Origin of the sequence: Haemophilus sp. 27098_8_127 (assembly GCF_041433495.1) — a bacterium.
Classification (GTDB): domain Bacteria; phylum Pseudomonadota; class Gammaproteobacteria; order Enterobacterales; family Pasteurellaceae; genus Haemophilus_D.
This window is the reverse complement of the sequence record NZ_JAPWBP010000004.1, coordinates 14,940-40,993: the sequence shown is the minus strand read 5'-3', so window position 1 is coordinate 40,993 and position 26,054 is coordinate 14,940. Positions and strand designations below refer to the sequence as shown.

Below are 26,054 nucleotides of genomic sequence, written 5' to 3'. Positions count from 1 at the left end.
GCCCTCTTATATTACCACTGATAGCGATAAACTGCTTGAATTGCATAAGGTTTATCGAAGTTTTTACCGTCAGCACGGCTTACTTCTAAACCAAAACGATGATTTGCAAATCCAGCATTTAAGCCGACCGCACTTTCAAAACGTCCGCGGCTGCTTGCAACATCAAGTGCGCTGTTTGTGTAATGAATTTTGCTGCTACGGTTTTTGCTAGTAATCGCATTGACTTCTGCATAAGGTTGTAAATTCCAACCATTACTTAATGCAAAGCCTTTGGCTACACGTAAACCAATTCGAGAATACACAGAAGATAAGCTATCTTCATTCTCTTGTGATGAAATATGTGTCCACGCTAATTGTGCTTGCGGGGTAATTGTCCAATCGTTCACAAGGCTAAAGCGTTTGCCTAATTCACTCGAAATAGTATAAGCGTTGTAATGGCGTTTTTCAGTGTAATTTGAGTTAGCGTGTAAACGGCTGTATTTCACGATGTTATCTACATAAATACCGTTATCTGCAAGGTAAGCTGCATATAAGCCCACGCTGTTGCCTCTTACTTTGCCATCACCGTAATAACCATTGAAATCAACGTTAGCTTGGCTACGACCAACAAATCCACCAACACGGAGGTTATCTGTTACAGCAGCATCAGCGCCCACTTGTAAGCTATGTACGTTTTGTTTAAAGCCAGAAGTTTCACTCTCACCTGTCGAAAGTGCGGCTAATTTTTGGCGAGAATTCACATTACGAACCCATACATTACCTTTTTCACCGTTTTTCACTTCACCTAGACGTTGATGAATGCCATTTAAATCATCTTCCACTAAAAGCAATTGTGCTTGGCGAAGAGAAACTTGTGCATTCGCTAAGTCTGAAAGTAATGGTGTGCTTGGTAGAACTGCAGGTGGTACTACTGGATTACTTGGGGTTACTACTGGAGTGCTAGGCGTTACCGCAGGTTTGCTTGGGGTCACTACTGGTTTGCTTGGTGTAACTGGTGCAACAGGTGGAGTTGGAGTAACTACATTTTTAGAGTTAGCTAATACCCAATTATTTCCCTCTTTGGTTAGAAAATATTGGTAAGCCCCTAAATCTACACGATTATTCGGGTTAGTTAAGCTAAACGCCGCATTACCACCATTGGTTTCTACAAGTGTCACTTTGCCGTTAGCAACGTTTGCACCTTGGTTAGTTACCCCAATTTTATGATTACCTTCGGCAGTACCTTTAACAACGATTTTATCGCTTTTGTTTTCAGCGATATTGGTGTTGAGGTTGAAGATACCTGAGCCAGTGAGATTACCCGTGATAGTTAATGTTGCATAAGGAGCGTTTGTATTAGTTAAAGAAACCGCTGAGTTATTTAAATGCAAGTCTGTTACTTCTGAATTATCCACTAAATCCCATGTAGTATTGTTAGTTAGATTTAATGTAACAGGCGTTTTATTTGTACCGTCATATTGCTTTACTGCACCATTTAACTGTGAGTTATCTGCATTTAACACAAATCTAGGTGAGCTAGTTTTCTCTCCTTCAGATAAGTCCGTATCAGCTAGATCGGGCATGTTTAATCCAACCAATACTTTTGCATCGGGGATTTTAGTATTTTTTAGATTAACTGTTGTTGAGCTGTAATTATTTGTTGTATCTCGAGAATCTTGTTTATTAGTAAAAATAACAACATCTCCAGTGTTATTTTCAATGTTGGAATTTGTAATGTTGGTCATACCACCATCAAGTACAAAACCTAAACCTTTACTTTGACCTTTCGCTTCAATTGTGAGCAAGCTGTCCTCAATATTTAATGTAGTATTCTCAGATATGTATGCAATAGTAGTTGATTTATCGCTACCTGCTGGCTGTAGCGTGATATTTAAATTTTTGATATTTAATGCTGAGTTTTCGGCATCTACAGCAGTGCTGTTATCTCCCCCTAGAAAAATAGAGGAGTTAGTAATATTTGCTGTAGATTTATCAAATAGTTGGTACCCGATGCTCTCTTCAGCTAAACTAACAATACTCACTGAATCAATATCAATGGTGCTATTACTTTGAAGTTCAAATGCTGAATTTCCTGAAACTGACTCGCCCTCTTCATTAACTGTTGAAAGCCCCTTAAATAAATTGATATTACCGGTGTGGAATTTGAGATTTGCATCTCTCAATTCAAAAACAGAACTTTCAGGAAAAGCCTTCGATAATGTGAAAGTGCTATTAGGTTTGATTTCTAATGAACTAGGCCCCTTAGAAAATTGAGGATAAAGGAAAATTAGTGATTCTGTTGGATAATCCTTATTATTTAAACCATTTTTCATTCGAAAAGATACAGTTGCAAGATTCTTTTTATTTGTTAAATCATATCCATAATCTGAATTAAAATTCATATTTTTTACTTCAGAGTCAGTTCTTTCCGGATTCTTATATACGGTACCTTCATATAGTTTATAATCAATGGCCCATGCCGAATTAACTAATCCTAACGCCATAGCCACCAAACTCACTTTAAAAGTGCGGTTAAAAATTTTATTGTTTTTCATATGAATTCCTTTGGATTATAAAAAAGCCAACTTATTGAATAAGCTGGCTTGAATTTTACCGATTTAATGATTAACCTGCAACAGCGATACGTTTCATATCTGTCATGTAGCCACGTAACTCTTGACCGATTAATTCAACCGGGTGGTTACGGATTGCATCGTTTACATCGCGTAAGGTGATGTTGTCGATAGCGACCGCTGGTGTTGGCTCGCCTAAGTCACCTTTTTGTAAGGTTGGAATAATTTCTTTAGCAAGAATAGGGGTCGCTACGTTAGAGAATAAGTAGTTACCGTATTCTGCAGTATCAGAAATTACCACGTTCATTTCGTATAAACGTTTACGCGCGATAGTGTTAGCGATTAACGGTAATTCGTGAAGTGATTCATAGTAAGCTGACTCTTCATAGATACCGCTTGCTACCATTGCATCAAAGGCTAATTCAACACCCGCTTTCACCATTGCTACCATTAATACGCCGTTATCAAAGTATTCTTGTTCAGAAATTTTGATGCCGTCTGCTTTTGGTGCGTTTTCAAAGGCAGTTTTGCCAGTTGCTTCACGCCATGCTAATAAATCTTTGTCGCCATTTGCCCAGTCAGCCATCATAGTTGCTGAGAAGTGACCGCTGATGATGTCATCCATGTGTTTGTAATATAAGAAACCAAGACTTTCTTTGATTTGTTCAGCAAGTTCAAATGCACGTAATTTTGCGCTGTTTGATAAGCGATCCATCATTAATGTGATACCGCCTTGTTTTAAGGCTTCAGTAATAGTTTCCCAACCGTATTGGATAAGTTTGCCTGCGTATGCTGGATCTTTACCGTCAGCAACAAGTTTATCGTAACATACGATTGAACCTGCTTGTAACATACCGCAAAGAATGGTTTGTTCACCCATTAAGTCAGATTTTACTTCTGCGACGAACGAAGATTCTAATACGCCTGCACGGTCACCACCGGTTGCAGCTGCCCATGCTTTTGCAATTGCCATACCTTCGCCACGAGGGTCATTTGCAGGGTGAACCGCGATTAATGTTGGTACACCGAAACCACGTTTGTATTCTTCACGTACTTCAGTACCTGGACATTTTGGTGCAGTCATGACTACAGTGATGTCTTCACGGATTTGCTCACCCACTTCAACGATGTTGAAACCGTGTGAGTAACCGAATGCAGAATCTTTTTTCATTAATGGCATCACATCAGCCACCACTTTAGAGTGTTGTTTGTCTGGCGTTAAGTTAATCACTAAGTCTGCAGTTGGGATTAACTCTTGGTAAGTGCCCACTTTAAAACCATTTTCAGTTGCACGTTGGAATGAAGCACGTTTTTCCGCAATCGCTTCAGGGCGTAATGCATAAGAAATGTCTAAGCCAGAGTCACGCATATTTAAACCTTGGTTTAAACCTTGCGCACCACAACCTACGATAACGATTTTTTTGCCTTTTAAGTAGTTGCAACCGTCAGCAAATTCGCTGCGATCCATAAAACGACAACGACCTAATTGATCTAATTTTTCGCGTAAATTTAATGTGTTGAAATAGTTAGCCATTTTTCATCCTTAATATGATGTTGATTAATGTTTGTATGAGGTTGTGTTTGAATATAGTTTTTTGTTGTGTCATGGATTATAAGATTTTTAATTATTGCGTAAAGTGATATTATTGACACTTAGTGTTGCATTTTTTGCAACGATATTTGCATTTTAGTGATACATATGAACTTTCAAGACCTTCAAATATTTCTTCATCTTGCGGACACACAAAATTTTGCTAAAACCGCTACGCAAAATCATATGTCGCCGTCTACGCTTTCACGCCAGATTCAACGAATGGAAGAGGAATTAGAACAATCTTTATTTATTCGTGATAATCGCCAAGTTCGTTTAACCGAACAAGGTGAGAGATTTCTGCAATTTGCGAAAGCAGAATGGCAAAACTGGCAACAGTTTAAGCGCCAATTGCGGGATAATTCAGCGGAATTAAGCGGAGAGTTACGCTTATTTTGTTCGGTAACGGCTTCATATAGCCACTTGCCGCAGGTGTTAGCCAAATTTCGTTCTCATTATCCAAAGGTTGAAATTCAATTGACTACTGGTGACCCCGCTTCTGCGGTGCAATTCATTCAATCGGAACAGGTGGATCTTGCTTTGGCGGGAAAACCGAATAATCTGCCGACAGGATTAGAGTTTTATAAGATTGATGATATTTCCCTTTCATTAATTGCCCCTCGAGTCGCTTGTTTAGCCACACAATTATTGCAAGAAGAGCCCATCAATTGGCAGCAAATGCCTTTTATTTTGCCATTGGATGGAATGGCGCGGCAGCGTATTGAACAATGGTTACGTAGCAAACACATTAAACATCCAAAAATTTATGCCACAGTAGCGGGGCACGAAGGTATCGTACCAATGGTAGCGCTCGGTTTTGGATTAGCGATGTTGCCTGATGTGGTGATTGATAATAACCCGATGTCAAAAGACGTGTCTCGTTTAAATTTAGACAATCCAGTCGAGGCATTTGATTTAGGCGTTTGTGTGCAAAAAAGAAATTTAGCGAATCCCCTAATTCGTGCATTTTGGGAGATGTTAGACTAAAATAATAAGCAGAATTAACCTAAGGATTTATTATGTTAAGAGGCATACTTATTTCACTTTTAGCCTCGCTTTTATTTGGCTATATGTATTATTTTTCCACGCTACTGAAACCGCTCAGTGGCACGGATATTTTCGGCTACCGAATGCTATTTACATTCCCTTTCGTTGCCCTTTCCGTCATCATGTTTAAACAAAAACAGGTATTGGCAGAGCATTTAAAACGCATCAAAAAACAACCGCTATTTGCTCTTTCCTATATTATTTGTGGTGCATTAATGGGTTATCAAATGTGGCTCTTTTTGTGGGCACCCAATAATGGTAGCTCCTTAAGTGTCTCTTTCGGTTATTTATTGTTACCAATTGTGATGGTGGCTGCGGGGCGACTCATTTTTAAAGAAAGGATTTCAACATTGAAATTCATTGCCGTATTAATTGCGGCAGTAGGGGTGATTTCTAACATCGTTTTGAAAGGCGAATTATCTTGGGAAGCTATTGTTATCTGTGTGGGGTATACCACTTACTTCTCGATACGAAAAGCCCTGAAAAATACCGATCTCGGTGCTTTTTGCTTAGAAATGATCGCATTATTGCCAGTTAGCATTTACTTTGCCCTTCAAACCGATTTTGCCACCGTGCAGGAATTGAATCCTAATATTTGGGGATTATTGGTATTGCTGGGGCTCATTAGTGGTTCAGCATTGATTGCTTATGTTATTGCTAGCAATATGCTGCCGATGAATTTGCTTGGCCTTTTAGGTTATGTTGAAACCATTTTGATGGTGATTATTTCATTTTTAATTGGAGAGGAAATGGATACGGACAGCTATCCGTTATTCATTTGTTTAGTATTGGCGATGAGCCTGATTATTTTTGATGGCGTGTATAAACAACGCGCAAAGGGAAAAAATCATGTCGTTTAAAGAAATTAGCCCAGAGCAAGCGTGGGAAATGGTGCAAAATGGTGCCATGCTTGCAGACATTCGGGATCCACAACGTTTCACCTATTCTCATGCGAAAGGGGCTTTTCATTTAACCAACCAAAGCTTTTTACAATTTGAAGAACAGGTGGACTTTGACTCCCCGATTATCGTGAGTTGTTATCATGGCGTGAGCAGCCGAAACGTGGCAACTTTCCTTGTTGAGCAAGGCTATGAAAATGTATTTAGCGTCATTGGTGGGTTTGATGGCTGGGAGAAAGCCGGTTTACCAATAGAAACGGCTTATTAATATTTTTTGATTTAAAGTGCGGTGAAATTCACCGCACTTTTCTTTTTGTCTCGCTATTGTTTATCCACAATCGCTTTCAACATCGTGTAAGATTGGGCTTGCTTTTGTTCATCAAAAATATAGCTCACTGCCATAATTTCATCAAAATGTACCCGTTCACGTAATTGCTTGAGTTGAAAATCCACGCTTTCAGGACTACCGATAAGCGAACAAGCAGTCATTTGTTCCACTACTGCACGCTCTTGGTTGTAAATCGGGATTTCCTCGAAATCGACTGGGCCAAAGTGTGGTTTCTTTTGGGCGTGCATTTGAGTTTTCCAAACATCTTCTTCTGAAGCCATAGGCGGTTGTAAATTTTGTTGCGCATTAGTCACTATACTTAAGAAAAATAGTGTTTGTGTTGTCGCCAGTTGTTTCGCTTCTTTATCGGTTTCAGCAACAATCGCGTTCACACCTAAGATGACATAAGGTTCAGCAAGATAGGTAGAAGGTTTGAAGTTTTTGCGGTAAATCTCCACCGCCATTTCCATCATGCGTGGCGCAAAGTGTGAAGCAAAGGCATAAGGCAAGCCAAGCTCTGCCGCAAGATACGCACTTTCGGTGCTAGATCCTAAAATGTAAAACGGTATATTCAAGCCAGCGGAAGGATAAGCCGAAACAGGGTTGGAATCTTTAAAGTAACCGCGAAGTTCTGCAATTTCCGCAGGGAAATCCAGACTGTTTCGTCCACGACGAAGTGCTGCAGCCGTTTGCATATCAGTTCCTGGTGCACGGCCTAAACCGAGTTCAACACGGTTTGGATAAAGCGTCTCCAGTGTGCCATATTGCTCAGCGACTACATACGGCGAATGATTCGGTAACATCACTCCACCCGATCCCACGCGCAAAGTTTTCGTGTTGGCTAGCGTATGTTGAATTAAAAGTGCAGTCGCTGAACTCACCAAATTTTTCATATTATGATGCTCAGCAATCCAATAGCGTTCAATGCCAATGTTCTCAGCATGTTTTGCAAGACTTACCATAGACTCAACGGCTTGCAAATAAGTTTGTCCTTCTCGGACAGGGGCGAGATTGAGAATAGAGAGCTTCATTTTATTTCCTCATGATTGATTTGTTGAGCGTCATTATACACGTTTTTTTCTGGCAGAAACATCGATAAAATTGGAATAGACAGTTCCGATAAAAGGAAAAATATTGCAAAATAGGCACAAATTCAGATGTATTCGAAAAAATGATTGTATTTAATAATATTTCCCTAAAGCGCGGGCAAACCGAATTGCTCGAAAATGCCACGGCAACCATCAATCCGAAACAAAAAGTCGGCTTGGTGGGGAAGAATGGTTGCGGTAAGTCGTCTCTTTTTGCCCTATTAAAAAAAGAATTAACGCCAGAGGGCGGCGAAGTCACTTACCCATCCAACTGGCGGGTATCTTGGGTGAATCAAGAAACGCCAGCATTGGATATTCCCGCCATTGATTATGTGATTCAAGGGGATCGCGAATATTGCCGTTTGCAGCAGGAACTTAATGAAGCCAATGAACGTAATGATGGCCATGCGATTGCGCGCATTCACGGGCAATTAGAAACCTTGGATGCTTGGACAATTCAATCTCGCGCAGCTTCCTTATTGCATGGTTTAGGTTTTAACCAAGAAGAAATCGCTCAACCGGTGAAATCCTTCTCTGGTGGTTGGCGTATGCGCTTGAATTTGGCGCAAGCATTGCTTTGTCCATCGGATTTATTATTGCTGGATGAGCCGACCAACCATTTGGATTTGGATGCGGTTATTTGGTTAGAACGTTGGTTAGTGCAATATCAAGGCACCTTGGTATTAATTTCCCACGACCGTGATTTTCTCGATCCGATTGTGACAAAAATCCTCCATATCGAAAATCAGAAGCTCAATGAATACACGGGCGATTATTCTTCCTTTGAAGTGCAGCGGGCAACCAAATTAGCACAACAAACAGCGATGTATCGTCAGCAACAACAAAAAATCTCTCATTTACAAAAATATATCGACCGCTTTAAAGCCAAAGCGACCAAAGCTAAACAAGCACAAAGCCGTATGAAAGCCTTAGAGCGCATGGAACTGATTGCACCGGCTTATGTGGATAATCCTTTTACTTTTGAATTCCGTCCACCACTATCCTTGCCGAATCCTTTAGTGATGATTGAGCAGGCGAGCGCAGGTTATGGCAGCGGCGAAAGTGTGGTAGAAATTTTAAGTAAAATTAAGCTGAATTTAGTACCGGGTTCACGCATTGGTTTGCTCGGGAAAAATGGTGCAGGAAAATCAACCTTAATCAAATTGTTAGCCGGTGAGCTCACCGCCCTTTCTGGTACAGTACAATTAGCTAAAGGCGTGCAACTTGGCTATTTTGCGCAACATCAGCTTGATACGCTACGTGCAGACGAATCCGCTCTCTGGCACATGCAGAAACTCGCACCAGAGCAAACGGAGCAACAGGTACGGGATTATCTTGGGAGTTTTGCGTTCCATGGTGACAAAGTTAACCAAGAGGTGAAAGCCTTTTCCGGTGGAGAAAAAGCTCGTTTGGTGCTTGCACTGATTGTTTGGCAACGACCAAACTTATTGCTGCTCGATGAACCAACTAACCATTTGGATTTGGATATGCGTCAGGCATTGACCGAAGCGCTGGTGGATTATGAGGGCTCTTTGGTGGTGGTTTCCCATGATCGTCACTTACTACGTAATACCGTGGAAGAATTCTATTTGGTACACGATAAAAAAGTGGAAGAATTCAAAGGCGACTTAGAGGATTATCAAAAATGGCTTAACGAACAAAACAGTGCACCAGAAAATAAATCCTCGGAGAAAAATGACGACAATGAAAATTCCATGCAAAATCGCAAGGAACAAAAACGTCGTGAGGCCGAACTTCGCCAACAAACTGCACCTCTTCGTAAACAAATCTCTCAATTGGAGGAAAAAATGAATAAGCATGCCTCCAAACTTGCGGAGATTGAAAACCAATTGGCAGATTCCGAACTATACAGTGCAGAAAATAAAGAAAAATTGACCGCACTTTTGGCACTGCAAGTAGAGGTGAAGAAAGCATTGGAAGAAGTCGAAATGGATTGGTTAGCGGTCCAAGAAGAATTGGAAGTAATGCTACAAGCATAGGGACAGCGTATGAGTCAAAGTCTTTTCCAACACACAAAACACGAAGAATATTGCCCACAATGCGGCGCGCCTCTGCAAATGAAACAGGGTAAAAAGGGACTGTTTTTAGGTTGTACCGCATATCCCGCCTGTGATTATTTGCGCCCCTTGCATAAGGTGGAACATAAGGTGTTGAAAGAGCTTGATGAGACCTGCCCGCAATGTGGCAATCCACTCCAACTCAAACAAGGTGCCTTTGGCATGTTCATCGGTTGTAGTCATTATCCCGATTGTGATTTTGTGGTGCATGAGCAACAGGATGAAGAACAATCTATAGACTGCCCGGAATGCCATAAAGGACATTTGGTTGCCCGTCGCGGACGACAAGGGAAAATCTTTTATGGTTGCGATAACTTTCCCCATTGTAAATTTTCCTTGCCGGCAAAACCCTATGCCATGCCTTGTCCACAATGCCATTTTCCACTTGCGCTATTAAAAAGTGAAAATGCCGAACAGCAAGTGTGGCAGTGTGCGAATAAAGGCTGTCGACATATTTTTGAGAACGAAAAATGAATGTACAACAAATTGCCACCCGTTTAATGCAAGACGAAGTCGTTGCCTATCCTACTGAGGCGGTATTCGGTTTGGGCTGTAATCCACTAAGTGAAAGTGCGGTCAGAAAATTGCTTGATTTAAAACAACGTCCGATTGAAAAAGGCCTTATTTTAGTCGCGCCGAGCTTGCATTTTTTGCAGCCTTTTGTTGATTTTTCCCATTTGTCTGACGAACAGCTTGCACGCTTACAGGCACAATATGAACATCCAATCACCTGGGTGGTGCCGGCAAAGGCAGAAGTCCCACATTTTCTGACGGGGCAATTTAATAGCATTGCGGTGCGTTTATGTACTCATCCTGCCGTCAAAGCCTTATGCGAAAAAACAGGCTTTGCCCTCACCTCGACCAGTGCGAATTTAACTGGTTTATCACCTTGCCGCAACGCAGATGCTGTGCGTTCCCAATTTGGGGCAGATTTTCCCGTGCTTGATGAAGCAGTCGGCCAAGCACAAAATCCATCGGAAATTCGCGATTTGCTCACAAACCAACTATTCAGACAAGGATAAGATATGCAGCACTATGCCGTTTGGGGCAATCCGATTGCCCAAAGTAAATCCCCGTTGATTCATCGCTTATTTGCCAAGCTAACCCAGCAAACGATGGAATATGTTGCCAAATTAGGTGATCTTGAGGATTTTGAGCAGCAATTGCAGGCCTTTTTTTCTGAAGGAGCACAAGGTTGCAATATCACTGCACCATTTAAAGAACGCGCCTATGCGCTCGCTGACGAACATAGCGAACGGGCGAAACTGGCAGAAGCCTGTAATACACTAAAAAAATTATCTAACGGCAAACTTTATGCGGACAATACCGATGGCATTGGTTTAGTGACAGATTTACAACGCTTAGGTTGGATTCAGCCACAACAACGCATTTTAATTTTAGGTGCTGGCGGAGCAACCAAAGGAGTATTACTGCCTTTATTGGAAGCACAGCAGCAGATTGTCTTGGCTAACCGCACCCTAGAAAAAGCACAACAACTGGCAGATAAGTTCAAGCCTTACGGCACAATTGAAGCTGTCGCGATGGGTGCGATTCCCGCGCAAACCTACGATTTAGTGATCAATGCAACTTCGGCTGGATTAAGCGGACATACCGCCGCTGTTGATGCCTCAATCTTATCAGAGGTCCACGCCTGTTATGACATGCAATATGCCAAAGGCAGCGATACGCCTTTTATTGCCTACTGTAAATCCTTAGGTCTGAATAATGTCAGCGATGGTTTTGGTATGTTGGTGGCGCAAGCCGCCCATTCATTTTGTTTATGGCGTGGGGTAATGCCCGATTTTGTCGCAATCTATGAACAACTCAAAAAGGATATGGCATGAGTACAAGATGCCCTTGGGTGGGTGAACTTCCAATTTATATCGACTACCATGACAAGGAATGGGGCAAGCCACAATTTGATAGCCAAAAGCTATTTGAAAAAATTTGTTTAGAAGGGCAACAAGCGGGGCTTTCCTGGATCACCGTATTGAAAAAACGCGAAGCCTATCGAGCAGCCTTCCATCAATTTGACCCAGCCAAAATCGAGCAAATGACCGAACAGGATATTGATCGTTGCATGGAAAATACCGGGCTTATTCGCCATCGGGCAAAACTGGAAGCCATTGTGAAAAATGCCAAAGCCTATCTAGCCATGGAAAAGTGCGGTGAAAATTTCAGTGATTTTGTGTGGTCGTTTGTGAATCATCAACCGATTATTAATGATGTCCCCGATATTTCTGTGGTGCCCGCTAGAACTGAAATCTCAAAAGCAATGTCAAAAGCGTTGAAGAAACGTGGTTTTGTCTTTGTTGGGGAAACCACATGTTATGCCTTTATGCAATCTATGGGGTTAGTTAACGACCATATAAATGGCTGTTGTTGTAAATGATATTCCAGTATAATCCCCCTAGTTTCATCTGAATAAGAACTGAATTATGAATAAAAAATATACCTTAATTTCAATCTCAATTCTGACCGCATTTTATAGTCAACAAAGTTTGGCCGATCTGCATGCTCAATGCTTACTCGGCGTGCCTCACTTTACTGGGGAAGTCGTGAAAGGTGATGTTAATAATTTACCGGTTTATATTGAAGCAGATAAAGCAGAGATTAATCAGCCAACTCAGGCGATTTATCAAGGCAATGTGGATTTGAAACAAGGAAACCGCCATTTGGTAGGGAATTCAGTTGAAGTCAAACAAACAGGTGAGGGCAACCAAACTCAACGATGGGCTTATTTGCGAGGCGGATTTGATTACAAAGATAATCAAATTAATCTATTAGGTAATGATGCGAGTTTTAATTTAGATAGCAAAAACGGTAACGTAACCGATGCAGACTACCAACTTGTAGGACGTCAAGGCCGCGGTAAAGCACAAGAAATTGAGTTAGGTGATAATTACCGTTTAATGAAAAATGCGACATTTACCTCTTGTTTACCCGATGATAATGCTTGGGCGGTAGACGCCTCTGAGATTCGTCAGCACATTAAAGAAGAATATGCTGAATTTTGGCATGCACGTTTTAAAGTATTAGGTGTGCCAGTATTCTATACCCCTTATCTGCAATTACCGATTGGTGATCGCCGTCGTTCAGGTTTATTAATGCCAACAGTTGGTCATTCTAGCCGTGATGGCTATTGGTATAAACAACCAATTTATTGGAATATTGCACCAAATTACGATGCCACATTTGCACCAAAATATATGTCTCGTCGTGGTTGGCAATTAAATGGTGAGTTTCGTTATTTAACACCCGTTGGTGAAGGTAAACTTGCTGGCGAATATTTAGGACGTGATCGCTACGATGAATACATCAGTGATAACCGTAAGCGTCATTTATTCTATTGGAACCATAATTCCTCTTTTCTTGAAAATTGGCGTTTAAATGTTGATTATACTAAGGTAAGTGATAAACGTTATTTTACTGATTTTGATTCAGATTATGGTAACAGTACTGATGGTTATGCGAACCAGTATGCTCGTATTGCATATTATCAACCTAACTATAATATCGCCATTTCCGCACGTCAGTTCCAGATTTTTGATGAAGTCGATATCGGGCCTTATCGTGCGATGCCACAAATTGACTTCAATTATTACAAAAATGATTTGGCGAACGGTTGGGTAGATTTTAAATTATTTTCGCAAGCAGTACGCTTTGATAATGATAGTGCTTTGATGCCAAAAGCATGGCGTTTTCATGTTGAACCAAGCTTGTCTACAGCAATGTCAAATAAATATGGTAGCTTGAATATTGAGACTAAACTTTACGCGACCCATTATAACCAGAAAAAAGGTTCATCTTCTGCAGCAGAAGACGTACAAAAATCGGTAAATCGTGTATTGCCACAATTAAAAGTAGATTTACAAACGGTTTTAGCGAGTAATAAAACTTTATTTGATGGTTATACACAAACGCTTGAACCTCATGTTCAATATCTGTATCGACCATACAAAGATCAAAGTAATATTGGTTCAAAACGTGTAAATAATTACCTTGGTTTTGGTTATGATTCTGCGCTAGTTCAACAAGATTATTATTCTTTGTTCCGAGATCGTCGTTATAGTGGTTTAGACCGTATTTCATCAGCAAACCAAGTGACAGTTGGGGGAACAACTCGTTTTTATGATAGAAATGCCGATGAGCGTTTCAATTTCTCAGCAGGACAAATTTATTATTTAACGGCATCAAAAATTGATGATAATCCAAATAATCGTACGCCAAAATCCTCTTCTTCTTGGGCCTTGGAGTCTAACTGGAAAATTAACGATAAATGGAATTGGCGCGGTAGCTACCAATACGATACATTGCTAGATAAAGCCTCATTGGCGAATAGTAGTTTGGAATTTAACCCGATGAAGAATAATCTGATTCAGTTAAATTATCGTTATGCGAGCAAAGAGTACATCAACCAAAACTTGGGTGCTTCCGCAAACCGTTATCAACAAGACATTAAACAGGTTGGTGTTGTGGCTGCATGGGAAGTGTCGGATAACTGGGCGCTTGTTGGAAAATACTATCAAGATATTGCATTGAAAAAACCGGTTGAGCAATATGTGGGCGTGCAATATAACTCGTGCTGTTGGTCTTTAGGCGTTGGCGCAAGACGTTATGTGACGAGTCGCCAAAATCAACGTAACGATCAAGTGGTTTATGACAACAGTGTTGGTGTCACCTTCGAATTACGTGGTTTAGGTGAAAATGATCACCAAAGCGGTATTGAAGACATGCTGAAGAAAGGTAAACTTCCTTATATTCAAGCATTTAGCTTATAGTTGAATGAATAAAGGCTACCAAAAGGTAGCCTTTTTGTTTAGAAGTACGGTTAAAAAGACGACGATTTTTGACCGCACTTTGTTTATTTTTTTCGTTTTGCTCGAGGATGGGCTTGATCATACACTTCAGCAAGATGTTGGAAATTTAAATGCGTATAAATTTGCGTGGTGGACAAATTGCTGTGTCCTAAAAGCTCTTGAACAGCACGCAAATCTGAACTCGCTTCCAGCATGTGAGTAGCAAAAGAGTGACGCAGTTTATGCGGATTGAGATGGCTGTTTAATCCTTGTCGGATGCCCCAGGTTTCCATTCGTTTTTGAATAGAGCGATGAGTAAGGCGATTTCCCTGTTGGCTCACAAAAAGGGCGTCATCCTTTGGATTAAATAAAGGGCGTACTTTCAACCATTGCTGAATTGCATGAGAAGCATAGCGTCCAAAAGGCACAATACGTTCTTTGTTCCCTTTACCAATCACTCTGACTTCTCGTACTCGAGTGTTAATGCTATTGAGGTTTAAGCCTTGCAATTCAGATAAGCGAAGCCCCGAGCTATACATCAATTCCATCATGGCGCGATCACGCAAATCAATCGGATCTTTGCTGTCATTTGAAAGCAATTTTTGGACCTGTTCAGCATCAATATTTTTTGGTAAATGTTTGCCTTGTTTCGGCGCTGAAATACCCGTTGCCGGATTCACTTTCATTTGCCCTTGTTGCACAAGATAGCTGAAAAACTGACGAAGAGCTGATAAACGTAATGCCAAGCTCTTTTCTTTTAAACCTTGCTTACGGCTTTCCGCCAAAATAAGGCGAACCACGCTTGGATTTACTTGCTGCCAGTGCTGAATACCTTTTTCAGCGAGAATCGCTAAAATGGCATCCAGTTGATGTTGATAATTAGTGAGGGTATGTGGGCTTACTTGGCGTTCAATTCGCAAGTAATCCCAATATTGATTGAGGAGCGTATGCATTAGAGAGTTAATTCAAACAAACTTTTTTTCGTGTTTAGCTTAAATCCTTCGCGTTCTAAAATACTCTGTTGAGCTTGGCTTAATTCCGCTACTAAACGGTTAGATTGTGTATAACGGACAAACTCTTTTGCTTTAGAAATAAGCGCTGCATAAATCTCGGCTTGATGTTTATCTTCTTTGACAAAAATATCAGTTAATTGCCAATAGCGTTGTAGTTGTAAAGAAGATAAGCGAGGATAAAGTTGAACAAAGCCAATCGCTTGTGCATTTTCGTTTACAGCAATAAAAAACATGCTTTCATTAAAACGCATACGATTTGTTAGAAAGGTTAAAGTGCGGTCAGGATTTTCACTCATTCCGTTGGCAAGTCGATAGGCTTCAAAGAGTGGAGCAAGCACTTCTATATTCCATTGTTCGGCTTTGAAAATTTTCATTGTTACCAGACCTATTTTCCGTTTATTTATAAAATTGGTTATTTTTTATCGGTTCCGTACAGTAGATTGTAGCTTTTTAGCACAAAATAATCATCATTTCCCCAAAAAAATTTTCAAAATGTGATTTTGCACAAAGAAATCTGTTCAAAGTTTGGTATAGTAAACATACTTTTTATTTATTCAATATGGAGAAACAAAAAATGGCACGTCGTCCTTTAGTGATGGGTAACTGGAAATTAAACGGTTCCAAAGCCTTTACCAAAGAATTAATCGAAGGATTAAAAGCTGAATTACAAGGTGTAACAGGTTGTGATGTGGCAATTGCCCCACCTGTTATGTACTTAGGTACAGCTGAAGCGGCACTTGCAGGCAGCCAAATTGCTTTAGGTGCACAAAACGTTGATGTGAATGTTAAAGGTGCTTTCACCGGCGATATTTCAACTGAAATGTTAAAAGATTTTGGTGCAAAATACATCATTATCGGTCACTCTGAGCGTCGTACTTACCATAAAGAAAGCGACGAATTCGTAGCGAAAAAATTTGGTGCATTAAAAGAAGCAGGTTTAGTGCCAGTATTATGTATCGGTGAAACTGAAGCTGAAAACGAAGCTGGCAAAACGGAAGAAGTATGTGCGCGTCAAATTGATGCAGTGATCAACGCATTAGGTGTAGAAGCATTTAATGGTGCCGTGATTGCTTATGAACCAATTTGGGCAATCGGCACGGGGAAATCAGCAACTCCAGCACAAGCTCAAGCTGTTCACGCATTTATCCGTGGCCACATCGCAGCAAAATCACAAGCTGTAGCAGATCAAGTGATCATTCAATACGGTGGTTCAGTAAATGATGCTAACGCAGCAGAATTATTCACTCAACCAGATATCGATGGTGCGTTAGTGGGCGGAGCTTCACTTAAAGCGCCTGCGTTTGCAGTAATCGTGAAAGCAGCGGCAGCAGCGAAAAACTAATTTTCTTGTCCTAAAAGAGATAAAAAAAGTGCGATTAAAATTAACCGCACTTTTTGTTTTTGATTAATGTTGATTGCGTTCCCACAAATCAGCATATTTCACAAAGGTGGAGTGGGCAGAAAGTACTGCAAGCAGAAAACCTTGTTTCCCATCTAAGAAACCGGCTTTTAAAATGTACATTTTGACAAAGCAACCAATCGCATGGCTAATACCTTGCCATAACGTCGCTTTTTTCCCTTTGGTTTGGCGTTGGTCTGCCCAAGCTTTGGCGTAGCCTGCAGATTTCACCAAATAGTGATGGATGCTTTTATAGGTGAAATGCTCTAGATCGCCAGTTAATTTCTGTACTTTCGTGTTTTCAGGATAAACTACTTTTTCATGTACCAGAGAATCGTTATATCCCGCATAATTTGTGCGATATAAACGCACCACATAATCCGGATACCAACCAGAATGACGAATCTCACGCCCAAACACTTCACTCACACGAGGAATATCATAAACCGTATTTGGCGTATCTTGTTGAACTGCTTGTTGAATGGATTCACGAAGTTTCGGAGTGACGCGTTCATCGGCATCTAACCATAAAACATAATCACAGGTGACATATTGTTGTGCACGTTGGCGTTGTTTGCCAAAGCCTGGCCAATCAGGATGCGAATAAAATTTTGCACCATATTGTTCTGCGATTTCTTGGGTATTATCAGTACTGCCTGAATCGACGATAATGATTTCATCTACCCAATCTTTTACCGTATCGAGACATTGAGCGAGATCTGCCGCTTCATTTTTGACAATCATGGCAACGCTAATTGTTGGCATATTTTGATCCTTTTTTTGCTATACTAGCCGAAATTTTTGTAAGTATAACCGAATTTATTTTATGTGGCGTTTTTTTTATACCTGCCTGATGTATCTGATTCAGCCTTTTGTCTTGTTCTTCATGTTGCTACGAAGTCTCAAGGCGCCGAATTATCGTAAGCGTTTAGGCGAGCGATATGGTATTTATGCGACTCTTGCTAAGCCCGTGCAAGATGGGATCGTCATTCATGCTGCATCAGTCGGTGAAGTGATTGCAGCCACACCGCTAGTAAAACGTATTCAGAAGGAATATCCACATTTACCAATCACGTTTACAACGGTTACACCAACAGGCTCTGAACGCGTAAAAGCCGCATTCGGGGAAAGTGTGACGCATTGTTATTTGCCTTACGATTTACCTTGTGTCATCAATCGTTTTATTGATTTTATTCAACCTAAAGTATTCATCGTGATTGAAACGGAGCTTTGGCCAAATTTGATTGATTGTTTGGCTCATCGAAATATTCCTTTCATTGTGGCGAATGCTCGTCTTTCTGCGCGTTCAGCGAGACGTTATGGCAAAGTTAAACAACATCTACAACGAATGTTTTCTCAAATCAGCTTGATTGCACCGCAAGATAGTATTAGCGGAAAGCGTTATTTAGAGTTAGGTTATGAAAAAGAACGCCTTCAATTAACCGGCAATATTAAATATGATCTTGTGGTCAGTGACGAATTACTCAAAGACATTGCAACACTTCATGAAAGCTGGGCGAAAGATCGTCAGATTTGGATTGCGGCGAGTACCCATGAAGGGGAAGAAGAGCTTATTTTACAAGCGCATCATTTGCTACTGAAAAAACATCCAAACTTGCTGTTATTGCTTGTACCTCGTCATCCTGAGCGTTTTAATCCTGTGGCTGATTTAATTGAAAAAGCCCACTTTAACTTTATCCGCCGTTCAACGGGTGAGATTCCTTCAGATAATACTCAAGTGATTCTAGGCGATACCATGGGTGAATTGATGTTGATGTATGGTATTTCTGATATTGCATTTGTCGGTGGAAGTTTGGTCAAACATGGGGGACATAATCCTCTAGAGCCTCTAGCCTTTAAATTACCCGTTGTGAGCGGAAAGTATACTTTCAATTTCCCTGAAGTCTTTACTTCGTTGCTAGAAGTACAAGGTGTATTGCAAATCAACTCAACAGAAAAAGCATTGGCAGATATTATTGATAAGTTATTGAATTCAAAAGAAGCGCGTCATCGTTTAGGCAATGCAGGCTATGAGGTGTTAATTGAAAATCGTGGTGCATTACAGCGACTTTTAGATTTGCTTCATCCTTATTTAACCAATATTTCGGAGAACCATAAATGACAAGCGTAATTTACCCCGGCACGTTCGACCCGATTACCAACGGGCATTTAGATATCATTGCGCGAAGTGCGGTCATTTTTCCGAAAGTTTTTGTCGCGGTGGCGAATAGTCCGAGCAAAAAGCCATTGTTCTCATTGGAAGAACGCGTTGAGCTCGTGCGTCAATCGGTCGCTCATTTGTCCAATGTGGAAGTATTTGGCTTCTCTGATTTACTCGCGAATGAAATCAAAACGAAAAAGATTACCGCCATTATTCGTGGCGTGCGTACAACGACTGACTTCGAATATGAATTACAACTGGCCGCGTTAAACCGTTTATTAACTGATGGTGTGGATAGTTTGTTCTTCCCCCCAACAGAAAAATGGGCGTTTGTGTCTTCCACGATTGTACGAGAAATTTATTTGCATCATGGCAATGTAAAAGAACTGGTGCCGGAAGCCGTCTATTTAGCTTTACAAGCACGTCGTGAATGAAAAAAACACTTCTAATTTTAACCGCATTTTTAGTGTTAACGGGTTGTGGTACGGTGGTGAAATTAATTGACCCATCGGAGAAATACACGCCTTACGCGGGTGCGGCTTATGATTTAGAGATGGCACAAAAATGGGGCTTACCTATTTTAGATTTGCCACTGTCATTTTTATTAGATACCGCATTATTGCCTTATGCGTGGTCAAATTAATTTGCATTAAGATATGAAACTCAATCCTCAACAACAACAGGCTGTCGAATATGTCAGCGGACCTTGTTTGGTGCTAGCTGGCGCAGGCTCAGGCAAAACTCGCGTGATCATCAATAAGATTGCTCATTTGATTGAACATTGCGGTTATTTACCTAAACAGATCGCCGCCGTAACTTTTACCAACAAAGCCGCTCGTGAAATGAAAGAGCGTGTAGCCCATTCGATTGGTAAAGAAAAATCCAAAGGATTGATTGTTTCCACTTTCCATACCTTAGGTTTCGACATTATCAAACGGGAATATAAAGCGTTAGGCTTTAAATCCAATATGACCTTGTTTGATGAGCACGATCAACTTGCCTTACTCAAAGAGCTGACGGCAGATATGCTGCAGGAAGATAAAGACTTACTGCGTGAATTAATTTCCGTTATTTCCAATTGGAAGAATGATTTGGTTTCGCCAAAACAGGCTTATGCCTTAGCGAAAGATGCTAAATATCAAACCTTTGCTAAATGTTATGAGCGTTATGCGGCGCAAATTCGTGCTTATAATGCGTTGGATTTTGATGATTTGATTATGTTACCGACCTTGCTTTTCAAACAGAACGAAGAAGTGCGGTCAAAATGGCAGGAGAAAATCCGTTATTTGTTGGTGGATGAATATCAAGATACCAATACTAGCCAATATGAACTCATCAAACTACTCGTTGGTGAGAGAGCTTGCTTTACGGTGGTAGGAGATGACGACCAATCCATTTATTCTTGGCGAGGTGCTCGACCGCAAAATATGGTGCGCTTACGTGATGATTTTCCGCGTTTGCAAGTCATCAAATTAGAACAAAATTACCGTTCCACTCATCGTATTTTGCATTGTGCTAACATTTTAATTGATAACAACGAGCACGTGTTCGATAAAAAACTGTTTTCTAACTTGGGCGAAGGTGAAAAACTGCAAGTCATTGAAGCGAAAAATGAAGAGCATGAAGCCGAACGGATTGTGGCAGAATTAATTGCTCATCGTTTTAGCCGTAAAACCAAATTTAAGGATTATGCGATTTTATATCGCGGTAATCATCAATCTCGTCTATTGGAAAAAGTGCTGATGCAAAACCGCATTCCGTACAAAATTTCTGGTGGCACGTCTTTTTTCTCTCGTGCTGAAATTAAGGACATGATGGCTTACCTGCGTTTAGTGGTAAATCAAGACGATGATGCGGCTTTCTTGCGTATTGTGAATACACCGAGAAGGGAAATTGGTACCGCAACATTGCAAAAACTAGGCGAGTTGGCACAGGAAAAACATATCAGCTTATTTGAGGCGATTTTTGAGTTTGAACTCATGCAACGTGTTACACCGAAAGCCTATGATGCTTTGCAAAAATTTGGTCGTTGGATTGTGGAGTTAAACGATCAAAGTTTACGTTCCGATCCTGAAACGGCTGTGCGTTCTTTACTTTCTTCATTGCATTACGAAGAATATTTGTATGAGTATGCCACCAGCCCGAAAGCTGCCGAAATGCAAAGTAAAAACGTGGCAACCTTATTTAGCTGGGTAGAGGATATGCTCAAAGGCGATGAAGTGAATGAACCAATGAATTTAAATCAAGTGGTCACTCGTTTAACCTTGCGCGACATGATGGAACGTGGCGAAGACGATGACGAGAGCGATCAAGTGCAATTGATGACGCTGCATGCCTCTAAAGGTTTAGAGTTTCCCCATGTGTATTTAATTGGTATGGAAGAGGGGATTTTGCCGCATCAAACCAGTATTGATGAAGACAATGTGGAAGAAGAACGCCGTCTAGCTTATGTGGGCATTACGCGAGCACAACAAACGCTGACTTTTTCTCTTTGTCGTGAACGGCGTCAGTTTGGCGAGTTAATTCGCCCAGAACCTAGTCGTTTCTTGGCTGAGTTGCCACAAGATGATGTGCAATGGGAAAAAGATAAGCCAAAATTAACGGCAGAGCAGAAGCAACAACAAACGTCTAGTCAGCTTGATCGTCTGCGGGCAATTTTAAAAGGCTAGAGATGATAAAAATTAAAGTGCGGTGAGAAATATATTTGTTTTTTCAACCGCACTTTATTTATGCAAAATGTAGATAAATCAAGCAACCAACATCGCTTTTTCAAAAAATGATTTGACATATTTTCAAAAAAACGTATTATACCGCCCACACACCGAATGTGGTGAGATGGCCGAGTAGGCTGAAGGCGCTCCCCTGCTAAGGGAGTATGGGGTCAAAAACTCCATCGAGGGTTCGAATCCCTCTCTCACCGCCATTTGTTGTTAGTTTTATTTATTCTGCACCCGTAGCTCAGCTGGATAGAGTACTCGGCTACGAACCGAGCGGTCAGAGGTTCGAATCCTCTCGGGTGCGCCATTTTAAATCGGCTCTATCAGTTAAAATGGTTACGAATAATAAAACATCACTACGCACCCGTAGCTCAGCTGGATAGAGTACTCGGCTACGAACCGAGCGGTCAAAGGTTCGAATCCTTTCGGGTGCGCCATCTTCTCTCTTCAAACTTTTCTTTTTATTAAAAACAATTAACAACTAACTCAGTTATTTTTCTCTATCATCAATCATTTTTAATAAATAATTTCCGTGTGCATCAGTAACACTTCTAAAACCGACATTCGTGATTTTATAAGGGAAATTTGTCTTGTACTCGACATTATCGTGGTGATGACCATGGAAAACGTGTCTTACCCCTAATTTTTCTGCGAGTTGATTAATCACACGAAATCCCATGGGATGGGGTTTAGGTGCTTCATGGCAAATTAAAATATCGGCTTGTTCATTTTCAATGGCTTCGATATCAGAAGGGAAAATAGACGTGCGATGACGCAATGGTACACCGCCACGCCAAATTTTTTCTTGTGGACTATATTGGCAATAGTGGATGGGATCAAAATACATTGGCTTATTGGGTGGCATCCAGATTTGCCCACGGAATACTCCTCCTAAGCCTGCAATGCGTTGTCCTTGAATTTCAATAACACGATTATGCAAATTACGCGATTTCCAATGAGTGCCCCAAATCGAATCAAATGCGGCGACGGTTTTGCTATCGTGGTTGCCGTGAATAAACCAAATATCACAATGTTGTGCGAGTTTATCTAATTCATCAGGCGAAGAAAGTTGCAAGTCGCCCAAAATAATCAGGGCAACGTTATCATTTTCTTGCACGAAAGGATAAAGATGTTCATAACTTCCGTGTGGATCGCCTGCGAATAAAAGCATTTTATTTCTCGGTGGTTAATATGCGTTTAGTATGTGGTAAACCTTCAAGTTCTTCATCATTTAACACTTTTTCCACAACAGATTTGACCTGGTTATAACGATCCAAATAACTTGGCGATTCAATTTCAATGTAAGGCACTTTGTATTTATCTAACAATTTCTTCAATAACTGTTGGAATTGTTGACGTTGTTTTTGGCTGCCTAGACTACGTAAGCCATCATCCACCCATTTTGTGTTGTTTTTCAATAAGATTGTTACATCAAATGGGTATTCTTTGATCATGGAATCGAGGAAAGGATGCGCTTTGCCTTCGTATTGAATACAAAAAGCCTGCGTGGTAATAAAATCGGTATCAATAATCGCTACTTTATGGGCATGACGCACCGCATAATCAATATAGCGTTGATGACCTAATGCCATTTGTGGATAGTCAGAATATTGCATGGCTTGCTCATCGCCACCTAATTTTTCGAAGACATATTCACGACCATATTCCCAGGCGGAAGTGGTGTTAAATACGGCAGCTAGTTTGCTGACTAACACGCTTTTACCGCTACTTTCGCCACCCAAAATGGCAATGGTTTTCGCAAAGAACGGACGGACTTCTTTCGGAATGAATTTCCAATATTGGAAAGGAGTAGTACGAATTTTCGTTGCAGATACGTTAAAGAAAGATCGGTCAGGATCCACTAAAGAAACTTCGAGACCCAAGTATTTTTCGTATGGTGCTTTGTCTTGTGGTTCACTACTAAAAACCATCGTCGGGGTAAATTGTTTTTCTTCAAAGAGATTTTTTACCGCTTCACTCCAAGCTTGCCAACCATTCGGATAACTTGGAATGCCATCCTCAACTAAATGATGAATGAAAATTTGATTTTTTTGATATTTAAAGATTTGCTGCATCCAGCGAAGACGATCTTGTACCGTCGGCATACGCTTCATTTTACTATCATAAAACAGCTTTAAATCGCGTTCGGTATCGCTACAGACAATCACGTGAAGCTCATCCACTTTACTGAATGCTTCATAAATCATATTAATATGGCCGGTGTGAACAGGGTAGAATTTTCCAAAAATCACACCCATTTTTTTATCGTGTTTGTTCGACATAATGTATCCTTCGCTAAATCGCCACCGCATAGTGACAGTGTAGCCCTATTTTATGCAATCTTTGTGCAAATAAAAACATTTTTCATTGAATGATTTTTTACCGCGACATTTTGCGTTATACTACAGCCTGCATTCTCAGGGCAGGGTGAAATTCCCTACCGGTGGTGACAGCCCACGAGCACTTAAAAGTGCGGTCAATTTTGATTAAGTTTTTACAAAATTGTTTCGCGTTGTACTTTTAAGGTTAGCAGATTTGGTGAAATTCCAAAGCCGACAGTATAGTCTGGATGAAAGAGAATAAAACGGATTGGGTTCCCAATTCCGTCCTATTTATTTGCATTTCTCAGCCCTGATTCTGGTTAATTTTAACGTAACAACAAAGGAAATTACGATGAATCAGTCAATTTTATCTGCATTTGGTGCGACCGGTGAAGAACGGGTAATTAACGCATTGAACGCATTCAAACAAGGCAATGGCGTATTAGTATTGGATGATGAAGATCGCGAAAATGAAGGCGATTTAATTTTCCCTGCAGAAACCATTACGCCAGAACAAATGGCAAAACTTATCCGTTATGGCAGCGGTATTGTGTGTTTATGTATCACCGATGAACAATGCAAACAGCTTGATTTGCCACCAATGGTTGAGCATAACAATAGCGTGAATAAAACCGCGTTTACTGTGACGATTGAAGCGGCAGAAGGTGTGTCAACAGGTGTATCGGCACAAGATCGTGTTACCACAATCAAAGCGGCAATTGCAGATCAGGCGAAACCGACAGATCTTCACCGTCCAGGACATGTTTTCCCATTACGTGCGGCAGAAGGTGGTGTTTTAACGCGTCGCGGTCATACTGAAGCCTCAGTTGATTTAGCGCGTTTAAGTGGTTTTAAACCGGCAGGGGTGATTTGTGAAATTATGAATGATGATGGCACTATGGCTCGCGCACCAGAAATTATCGAATTTGCGAAAAAATTTGGTTATGTAGTGTTAACAATTGAAGATTTAGTGGCGTATCGTCAAAAACATCATTGCTAATTAAATACTCAGAAAAAAAAGTGCGGTCAGAAAATCTGTTAAATTCTGACCGCACTTTACATTTTATAGATTTAATGGGTTTCCACAAAGCTTAATGCCGTTTCAACCACTTCAATGCCCGCGCCTTGTTTAAAGGCATTTTCACTTAGATAGCGTCGCCATTGTCTTGCCCCTTTGCAGTTTTGGAATGCACCGAGCATATGTCGAACGATATGATTTAAATAAACGCCTTGGCTCAGTTGTTTTTCAATATAAGGGAACATGGCTTCCACCGCTTGTCTTGGTGTGACGATATCCGCATTAGCATCAAAAAGCATTTGATCAACATAGCCCAATAACGACGGATTCTGATAGGCCTCACGCCCAACCATCACGCCATCAACAAATTGTAAATGATGTTTCATTTCTTCGATGGTTTTAATGCCGCCATTAATAGCAATGGTTAATTGTGGGAAGTCTTTCTTCAATTGATAAACACGATCATAATCCAAAGGGGGAATTTCTCGATTCTCTTTTGGGCTTAATCCTGAAAGCCAGGCTTTTCGGGCATGAACAATAAATTCTTGGCAGCCTGCATGATGGACTTTTTCGATAAAGTCGCAGAGAAATTCATAGCTATCCAAATCATCAATGCCAATACGCGTTTTCACAGTGACAGGAATATTCACGACATTTCGCATTTCAGCAATACATTCAGCTACTAAATCTGCTTTTGCCATCAAACACGCACCAAACATGCCATTTTGCACGCGATCGGAAGGACAGCCCACATTCAGATTAATTTCATGATAGCCTCTTTCTTCGGCTAATTTAGCACAATGTTTAAGCTGTGCGGGATCGCTTCCGCCGAGTTGTAGGGCAACCGTGTTTTCTTGCAAATCAAAATCTAAATGATCGTATTTGGCATGAATAATGGCAGGAGCCGTAACCATTTCGGTATAAAGCAACGCATTTTTACTAAATTGACGATGAAAATAGCGGCAATGGCGTGTCGTCCAATCTAACATTGGCGCAACGGAAAAGCGTCCACGATAAAAGTGCGGTTGGTTTTCTGACATATA

Annotated in this window: 24 protein-coding genes, 3 tRNA genes and 1 riboswitch; of the genes, 18 read left to right on the top strand and 9 right to left on the bottom strand. The window is 40.8% G+C overall.

Features of this window, described 5'->3' with window-relative positions; translation table 11 throughout:
- Nucleotides 1-11 precede the first annotated feature (11 nt).
- Together O3746_RS06010 and ilvC are read right to left on the bottom strand one after the other, a co-directional pair.
- Nucleotides 12-2,534, bottom strand: a complete 2,523-nt coding sequence (locus O3746_RS06010) for an autotransporter outer membrane beta-barrel domain-containing protein (protein WP_049384669.1) — start codon at nt 2,532-2,534, stop codon at nt 12-14.
- Nucleotides 2,535-2,604: 70 nt separating this feature from the next.
- Nucleotides 2,605-4,086, bottom strand: coding sequence for a ketol-acid reductoisomerase (ilvC, locus tag O3746_RS06005; protein WP_049373691.1), 1,482 nt, complete (start codon nt 4,084-4,086; stop codon nt 2,605-2,607).
- A 165-nt stretch (nt 4,087-4,251) separates the two neighbouring features.
- Between ilvC and ilvY the strand changes: the two genes are divergently transcribed.
- From ilvY to glpE, 3 genes are read left to right on the top strand one after another with little or no spacing between them, the layout of a single operon-like run.
- Nucleotides 4,252-5,130 carry an HTH-type transcriptional activator IlvY gene (gene ilvY / locus O3746_RS06000; protein WP_049366637.1) on the top strand — a complete coding sequence of 293 codons (879 nt, stop codon included), beginning with the start codon at nt 4,252-4,254 and terminating at the stop codon, nt 5,128-5,130.
- A gap of 32 nt (nt 5,131-5,162) precedes the next feature.
- On the top strand, nt 5,163-6,050 hold the full coding sequence (gene rarD, locus O3746_RS05995; RefSeq protein WP_115911664.1) for an EamA family transporter RarD: 888 nt from the start codon (nt 5,163-5,165) through the stop codon (nt 6,048-6,050).
- The gene (gene glpE / locus O3746_RS05990) at nt 6,040-6,357 is read left to right on the top strand and encodes a thiosulfate sulfurtransferase GlpE (protein WP_111328703.1); all 318 of its coding nucleotides are present in this window, start codon (nt 6,040-6,042) and stop codon (nt 6,355-6,357) included. Before rarD ends, glpE begins: the two co-directional genes overlap by 11 nt.
- A 53-nt stretch (nt 6,358-6,410) precedes the next feature.
- Here glpE and O3746_RS05985 read toward each other — a convergent pair whose 3' ends face one another.
- Nucleotides 6,411-7,448 (bottom strand): LLM class flavin-dependent oxidoreductase, encoded by a 1,038-nt coding sequence (locus O3746_RS05985; protein WP_371448106.1) that lies wholly within the window; start codon nt 7,446-7,448, stop codon nt 6,411-6,413.
- Between the two features lie 140 nt (nt 7,449-7,588).
- On the opposite strand from O3746_RS05985, the gene O3746_RS05980 reads away from it, so the two are divergent.
- The 6 genes from O3746_RS05980 to lptD are packed head-to-tail and all read left to right on the top strand — an operon-like array spanning nt 7,589 to nt 14,364.
- Entirely contained in the window at nt 7,589-9,505 is a 1,917-nt protein-coding gene (locus O3746_RS05980) for an ABC transporter ATP-binding protein (protein ID WP_371448104.1), read from the top strand.
- Nucleotides 9,506-9,514: 9 nt separating this feature from the next.
- The gene (locus O3746_RS05975; RefSeq protein WP_049366632.1) at nt 9,515-10,057 is read left to right on the top strand and encodes a type I DNA topoisomerase; all 543 of its coding nucleotides are present in this window, start codon (nt 9,515-9,517) and stop codon (nt 10,055-10,057) included.
- A complete protein-coding gene (locus O3746_RS05970; protein WP_005699170.1) occupies nt 10,054-10,605 on the top strand; it encodes a Sua5/YciO/YrdC/YwlC family protein in 552 nt (183 codons plus the stop codon). The genes O3746_RS05975 and O3746_RS05970 overlap by 4 nt, the downstream gene beginning before the upstream one ends.
- Before the next feature lie 3 nt (nt 10,606-10,608).
- Nucleotides 10,609-11,427: a shikimate dehydrogenase gene (gene aroE, locus O3746_RS05965; RefSeq protein WP_005699098.1), complete on the top strand. Its 819-nt coding sequence runs from the start codon at nt 10,609-10,611 to the stop codon at nt 11,425-11,427.
- Nucleotides 11,424-11,975: a DNA-3-methyladenine glycosylase I gene (locus O3746_RS05960; protein WP_005699086.1), complete on the top strand. Its 552-nt coding sequence runs from the start codon at nt 11,424-11,426 to the stop codon at nt 11,973-11,975. Before aroE ends, O3746_RS05960 begins: the two co-directional genes overlap by 4 nt.
- 46 nt (nt 11,976-12,021) lie before the next feature.
- The gene (gene lptD / locus O3746_RS05955; protein WP_371448099.1) at nt 12,022-14,364 is read left to right on the top strand and encodes an LPS assembly protein LptD; all 2,343 of its coding nucleotides are present in this window, start codon (nt 12,022-12,024) and stop codon (nt 14,362-14,364) included.
- 83 nt (nt 14,365-14,447) lie between these two features.
- Here the strand turns inward: lptD and xerC are convergent, their stop codons facing one another.
- On the bottom strand, nt 14,448-15,335 hold the full coding sequence (xerC, locus tag O3746_RS05950; protein ID WP_014064388.1) for a tyrosine recombinase XerC: 888 nt from the start codon (nt 15,333-15,335) through the stop codon (nt 14,448-14,450).
- Nucleotides 15,335-15,769, bottom strand: coding sequence for a GNAT family N-acetyltransferase (locus O3746_RS05945; RefSeq protein WP_070868226.1), 435 nt, complete (start codon nt 15,767-15,769; stop codon nt 15,335-15,337). Before O3746_RS05945 ends, xerC begins: the two co-directional genes overlap by 1 nt.
- A gap of 200 nt (nt 15,770-15,969) precedes the next feature.
- Here O3746_RS05945 and tpiA point away from each other — a divergent pair, with 200 nt between their 5' ends.
- Entirely contained in the window at nt 15,970-16,737 is a 768-nt protein-coding gene (tpiA, locus tag O3746_RS05940; RefSeq protein WP_049365182.1) for a triose-phosphate isomerase, read from the top strand.
- A gap of 63 nt (nt 16,738-16,800) precedes the next feature.
- Here the strand turns inward: tpiA and O3746_RS05935 are convergent, their stop codons facing one another.
- On the bottom strand, nt 16,801-17,559 hold the full coding sequence (locus O3746_RS05935) for a glycosyltransferase family 2 protein (protein ID WP_070868227.1): 759 nt from the start codon (nt 17,557-17,559) through the stop codon (nt 16,801-16,803).
- A 61-nt stretch (nt 17,560-17,620) separates the two neighbouring features.
- Here O3746_RS05935 and waaA point away from each other — a divergent pair, with 61 nt between their 5' ends.
- The 7 genes from waaA to O3746_RS05900 all read left to right on the top strand — a co-directional run bounded on the left by waaA (nt 17,621) and on the right by O3746_RS05900 (nt 22,109).
- Nucleotides 17,621-18,916, top strand: coding sequence for a lipid IV(A) 3-deoxy-D-manno-octulosonic acid transferase (gene waaA / locus O3746_RS05930; RefSeq protein WP_197560883.1), 1,296 nt, complete (start codon nt 17,621-17,623; stop codon nt 18,914-18,916).
- The gene (coaD, locus tag O3746_RS05925) at nt 18,913-19,389 is read left to right on the top strand and encodes a pantetheine-phosphate adenylyltransferase (protein WP_049369942.1); all 477 of its coding nucleotides are present in this window, start codon (nt 18,913-18,915) and stop codon (nt 19,387-19,389) included. Before waaA ends, coaD begins: the two co-directional genes overlap by 4 nt.
- Nucleotides 19,386-19,598 carry a YceK/YidQ family lipoprotein gene (locus O3746_RS05920; protein ID WP_049369941.1) on the top strand — a complete coding sequence of 71 codons (213 nt, stop codon included), beginning with the start codon at nt 19,386-19,388 and terminating at the stop codon, nt 19,596-19,598. Before coaD ends, O3746_RS05920 begins: the two co-directional genes overlap by 4 nt.
- Nucleotides 19,599-19,611: 13 nt before the next feature.
- On the top strand, nt 19,612-21,624 hold the full coding sequence (gene rep, locus O3746_RS05915; RefSeq protein WP_049369940.1) for a DNA helicase Rep: 2,013 nt from the start codon (nt 19,612-19,614) through the stop codon (nt 21,622-21,624).
- Nucleotides 21,625-21,784: 160 nt separating this feature from the next.
- Nucleotides 21,785-21,878: transfer RNA gene (locus O3746_RS05910), tRNA-Ser, on the top strand.
- Between the two features lie 24 nt (nt 21,879-21,902).
- A tRNA-Arg gene (locus O3746_RS05905) sits at nt 21,903-21,979 on the top strand.
- A gap of 53 nt (nt 21,980-22,032) precedes the next feature.
- A tRNA-Arg gene (locus O3746_RS05900) sits at nt 22,033-22,109 on the top strand.
- A gap of 53 nt (nt 22,110-22,162) precedes the next feature.
- Here the strand turns inward: O3746_RS05900 and O3746_RS05895 are convergent.
- Together O3746_RS05895 and nadR are read right to left on the bottom strand one after the other, a co-directional pair.
- The gene (locus tag O3746_RS05895; protein WP_197560885.1) at nt 22,163-22,843 is read right to left on the bottom strand and encodes a metallophosphoesterase; all 681 of its coding nucleotides are present in this window, start codon (nt 22,841-22,843) and stop codon (nt 22,163-22,165) included.
- Between the two features lies 1 nt (nt 22,844).
- Entirely contained in the window at nt 22,845-23,954 is a 1,110-nt protein-coding gene (gene nadR / locus O3746_RS05890; protein ID WP_197560886.1) for a multifunctional transcriptional regulator/nicotinamide-nucleotide adenylyltransferase/ribosylnicotinamide kinase NadR, read from the bottom strand.
- 127 nt (nt 23,955-24,081) lie between these two features.
- A riboswitch (FMN riboswitch) is annotated at nt 24,082-24,257 on the top strand.
- An 88-nt stretch (nt 24,258-24,345) separates the two neighbouring features.
- On the opposite strand from nadR, the gene ribB reads away from it, so the two are divergent.
- On the top strand, nt 24,346-24,993 hold the full coding sequence (gene ribB / locus O3746_RS05885; RefSeq protein ID WP_197560887.1) for a 3,4-dihydroxy-2-butanone-4-phosphate synthase: 648 nt from the start codon (nt 24,346-24,348) through the stop codon (nt 24,991-24,993).
- A gap of 71 nt (nt 24,994-25,064) precedes the next feature.
- On the opposite strand, the gene dusA is transcribed toward ribB, so the two are convergent.
- Entirely contained in the window at nt 25,065-26,051 is a 987-nt protein-coding gene (dusA, locus tag O3746_RS05880; RefSeq protein ID WP_197560888.1) for a tRNA dihydrouridine(20/20a) synthase DusA, read from the bottom strand.
- Nucleotides 26,052-26,054: the final 3 nt, after the last annotated feature.

What these genes read in the sequence shown, in the direction of transcription:
- O3746_RS06010 (WP_049384669.1), bottom strand. Translation starts at nt 2,534, where the DNA reads ATGAAAAACAATAAAATTTTTAACCGCACTTTTAAAGTGAGTTTGGTG.
- ilvC (WP_049373691.1), bottom strand. Translation starts at nt 4,086, where the DNA reads ATGGCTAACTATTTCAACACATTAAATTTACGCGAAAAATTAGATCAA.
- ilvY (WP_049366637.1), top strand. Translation starts at nt 4,252, where the DNA reads ATGAACTTTCAAGACCTTCAAATATTTCTTCATCTTGCGGACACACAA.
- rarD (WP_115911664.1), top strand. Translation starts at nt 5,163, where the DNA reads ATGTTAAGAGGCATACTTATTTCACTTTTAGCCTCGCTTTTATTTGGC.
- glpE (WP_111328703.1), top strand. Translation starts at nt 6,040, where the DNA reads ATGTCGTTTAAAGAAATTAGCCCAGAGCAAGCGTGGGAAATGGTGCAA.
- O3746_RS05985 (WP_371448106.1), bottom strand. Translation starts at nt 7,448, where the DNA reads ATGAAGCTCTCTATTCTCAATCTCGCCCCTGTCCGAGAAGGACAAACT.
- O3746_RS05980 (WP_371448104.1), top strand. Translation starts at nt 7,589, where the DNA reads ATGATTGTATTTAATAATATTTCCCTAAAGCGCGGGCAAACCGAATTG.
- O3746_RS05975 (WP_049366632.1), top strand. Translation starts at nt 9,515, where the DNA reads ATGAGTCAAAGTCTTTTCCAACACACAAAACACGAAGAATATTGCCCA.
- O3746_RS05970 (WP_005699170.1), top strand. Translation starts at nt 10,054, where the DNA reads ATGAATGTACAACAAATTGCCACCCGTTTAATGCAAGACGAAGTCGTT.
- aroE (WP_005699098.1), top strand. Translation starts at nt 10,609, where the DNA reads ATGCAGCACTATGCCGTTTGGGGCAATCCGATTGCCCAAAGTAAATCC.
- O3746_RS05960 (WP_005699086.1), top strand. Translation starts at nt 11,424, where the DNA reads ATGAGTACAAGATGCCCTTGGGTGGGTGAACTTCCAATTTATATCGAC.
- lptD (WP_371448099.1), top strand. Translation starts at nt 12,022, where the DNA reads ATGAATAAAAAATATACCTTAATTTCAATCTCAATTCTGACCGCATTT.
- xerC (WP_014064388.1), bottom strand. Translation starts at nt 15,335, where the DNA reads ATGCATACGCTCCTCAATCAATATTGGGATTACTTGCGAATTGAACGC.
- O3746_RS05945 (WP_070868226.1), bottom strand. Translation starts at nt 15,769, where the DNA reads ATGAAAATTTTCAAAGCCGAACAATGGAATATAGAAGTGCTTGCTCCA.
- tpiA (WP_049365182.1), top strand. Translation starts at nt 15,970, where the DNA reads ATGGCACGTCGTCCTTTAGTGATGGGTAACTGGAAATTAAACGGTTCC.
- O3746_RS05935 (WP_070868227.1), bottom strand. Translation starts at nt 17,559, where the DNA reads ATGCCAACAATTAGCGTTGCCATGATTGTCAAAAATGAAGCGGCAGAT.
- waaA (WP_197560883.1), top strand. Translation starts at nt 17,621, where the DNA reads ATGTGGCGTTTTTTTTATACCTGCCTGATGTATCTGATTCAGCCTTTT.
- coaD (WP_049369942.1), top strand. Translation starts at nt 18,913, where the DNA reads ATGACAAGCGTAATTTACCCCGGCACGTTCGACCCGATTACCAACGGG.
- O3746_RS05920 (WP_049369941.1), top strand. Translation starts at nt 19,386, where the DNA reads ATGAAAAAAACACTTCTAATTTTAACCGCATTTTTAGTGTTAACGGGT.
- rep (WP_049369940.1), top strand. Translation starts at nt 19,612, where the DNA reads ATGAAACTCAATCCTCAACAACAACAGGCTGTCGAATATGTCAGCGGA.
- O3746_RS05895 (WP_197560885.1), bottom strand. Translation starts at nt 22,843, where the DNA reads ATGCTTTTATTCGCAGGCGATCCACACGGAAGTTATGAACATCTTTAT.
- nadR (WP_197560886.1), bottom strand. Translation starts at nt 23,954, where the DNA reads ATGTCGAACAAACACGATAAAAAAATGGGTGTGATTTTTGGAAAATTC.
- ribB (WP_197560887.1), top strand. Translation starts at nt 24,346, where the DNA reads ATGAATCAGTCAATTTTATCTGCATTTGGTGCGACCGGTGAAGAACGG.
- dusA (WP_197560888.1), bottom strand. Translation starts at nt 26,051, where the DNA reads ATGTCAGAAAACCAACCGCACTTTTATCGTGGACGCTTTTCCGTTGCG.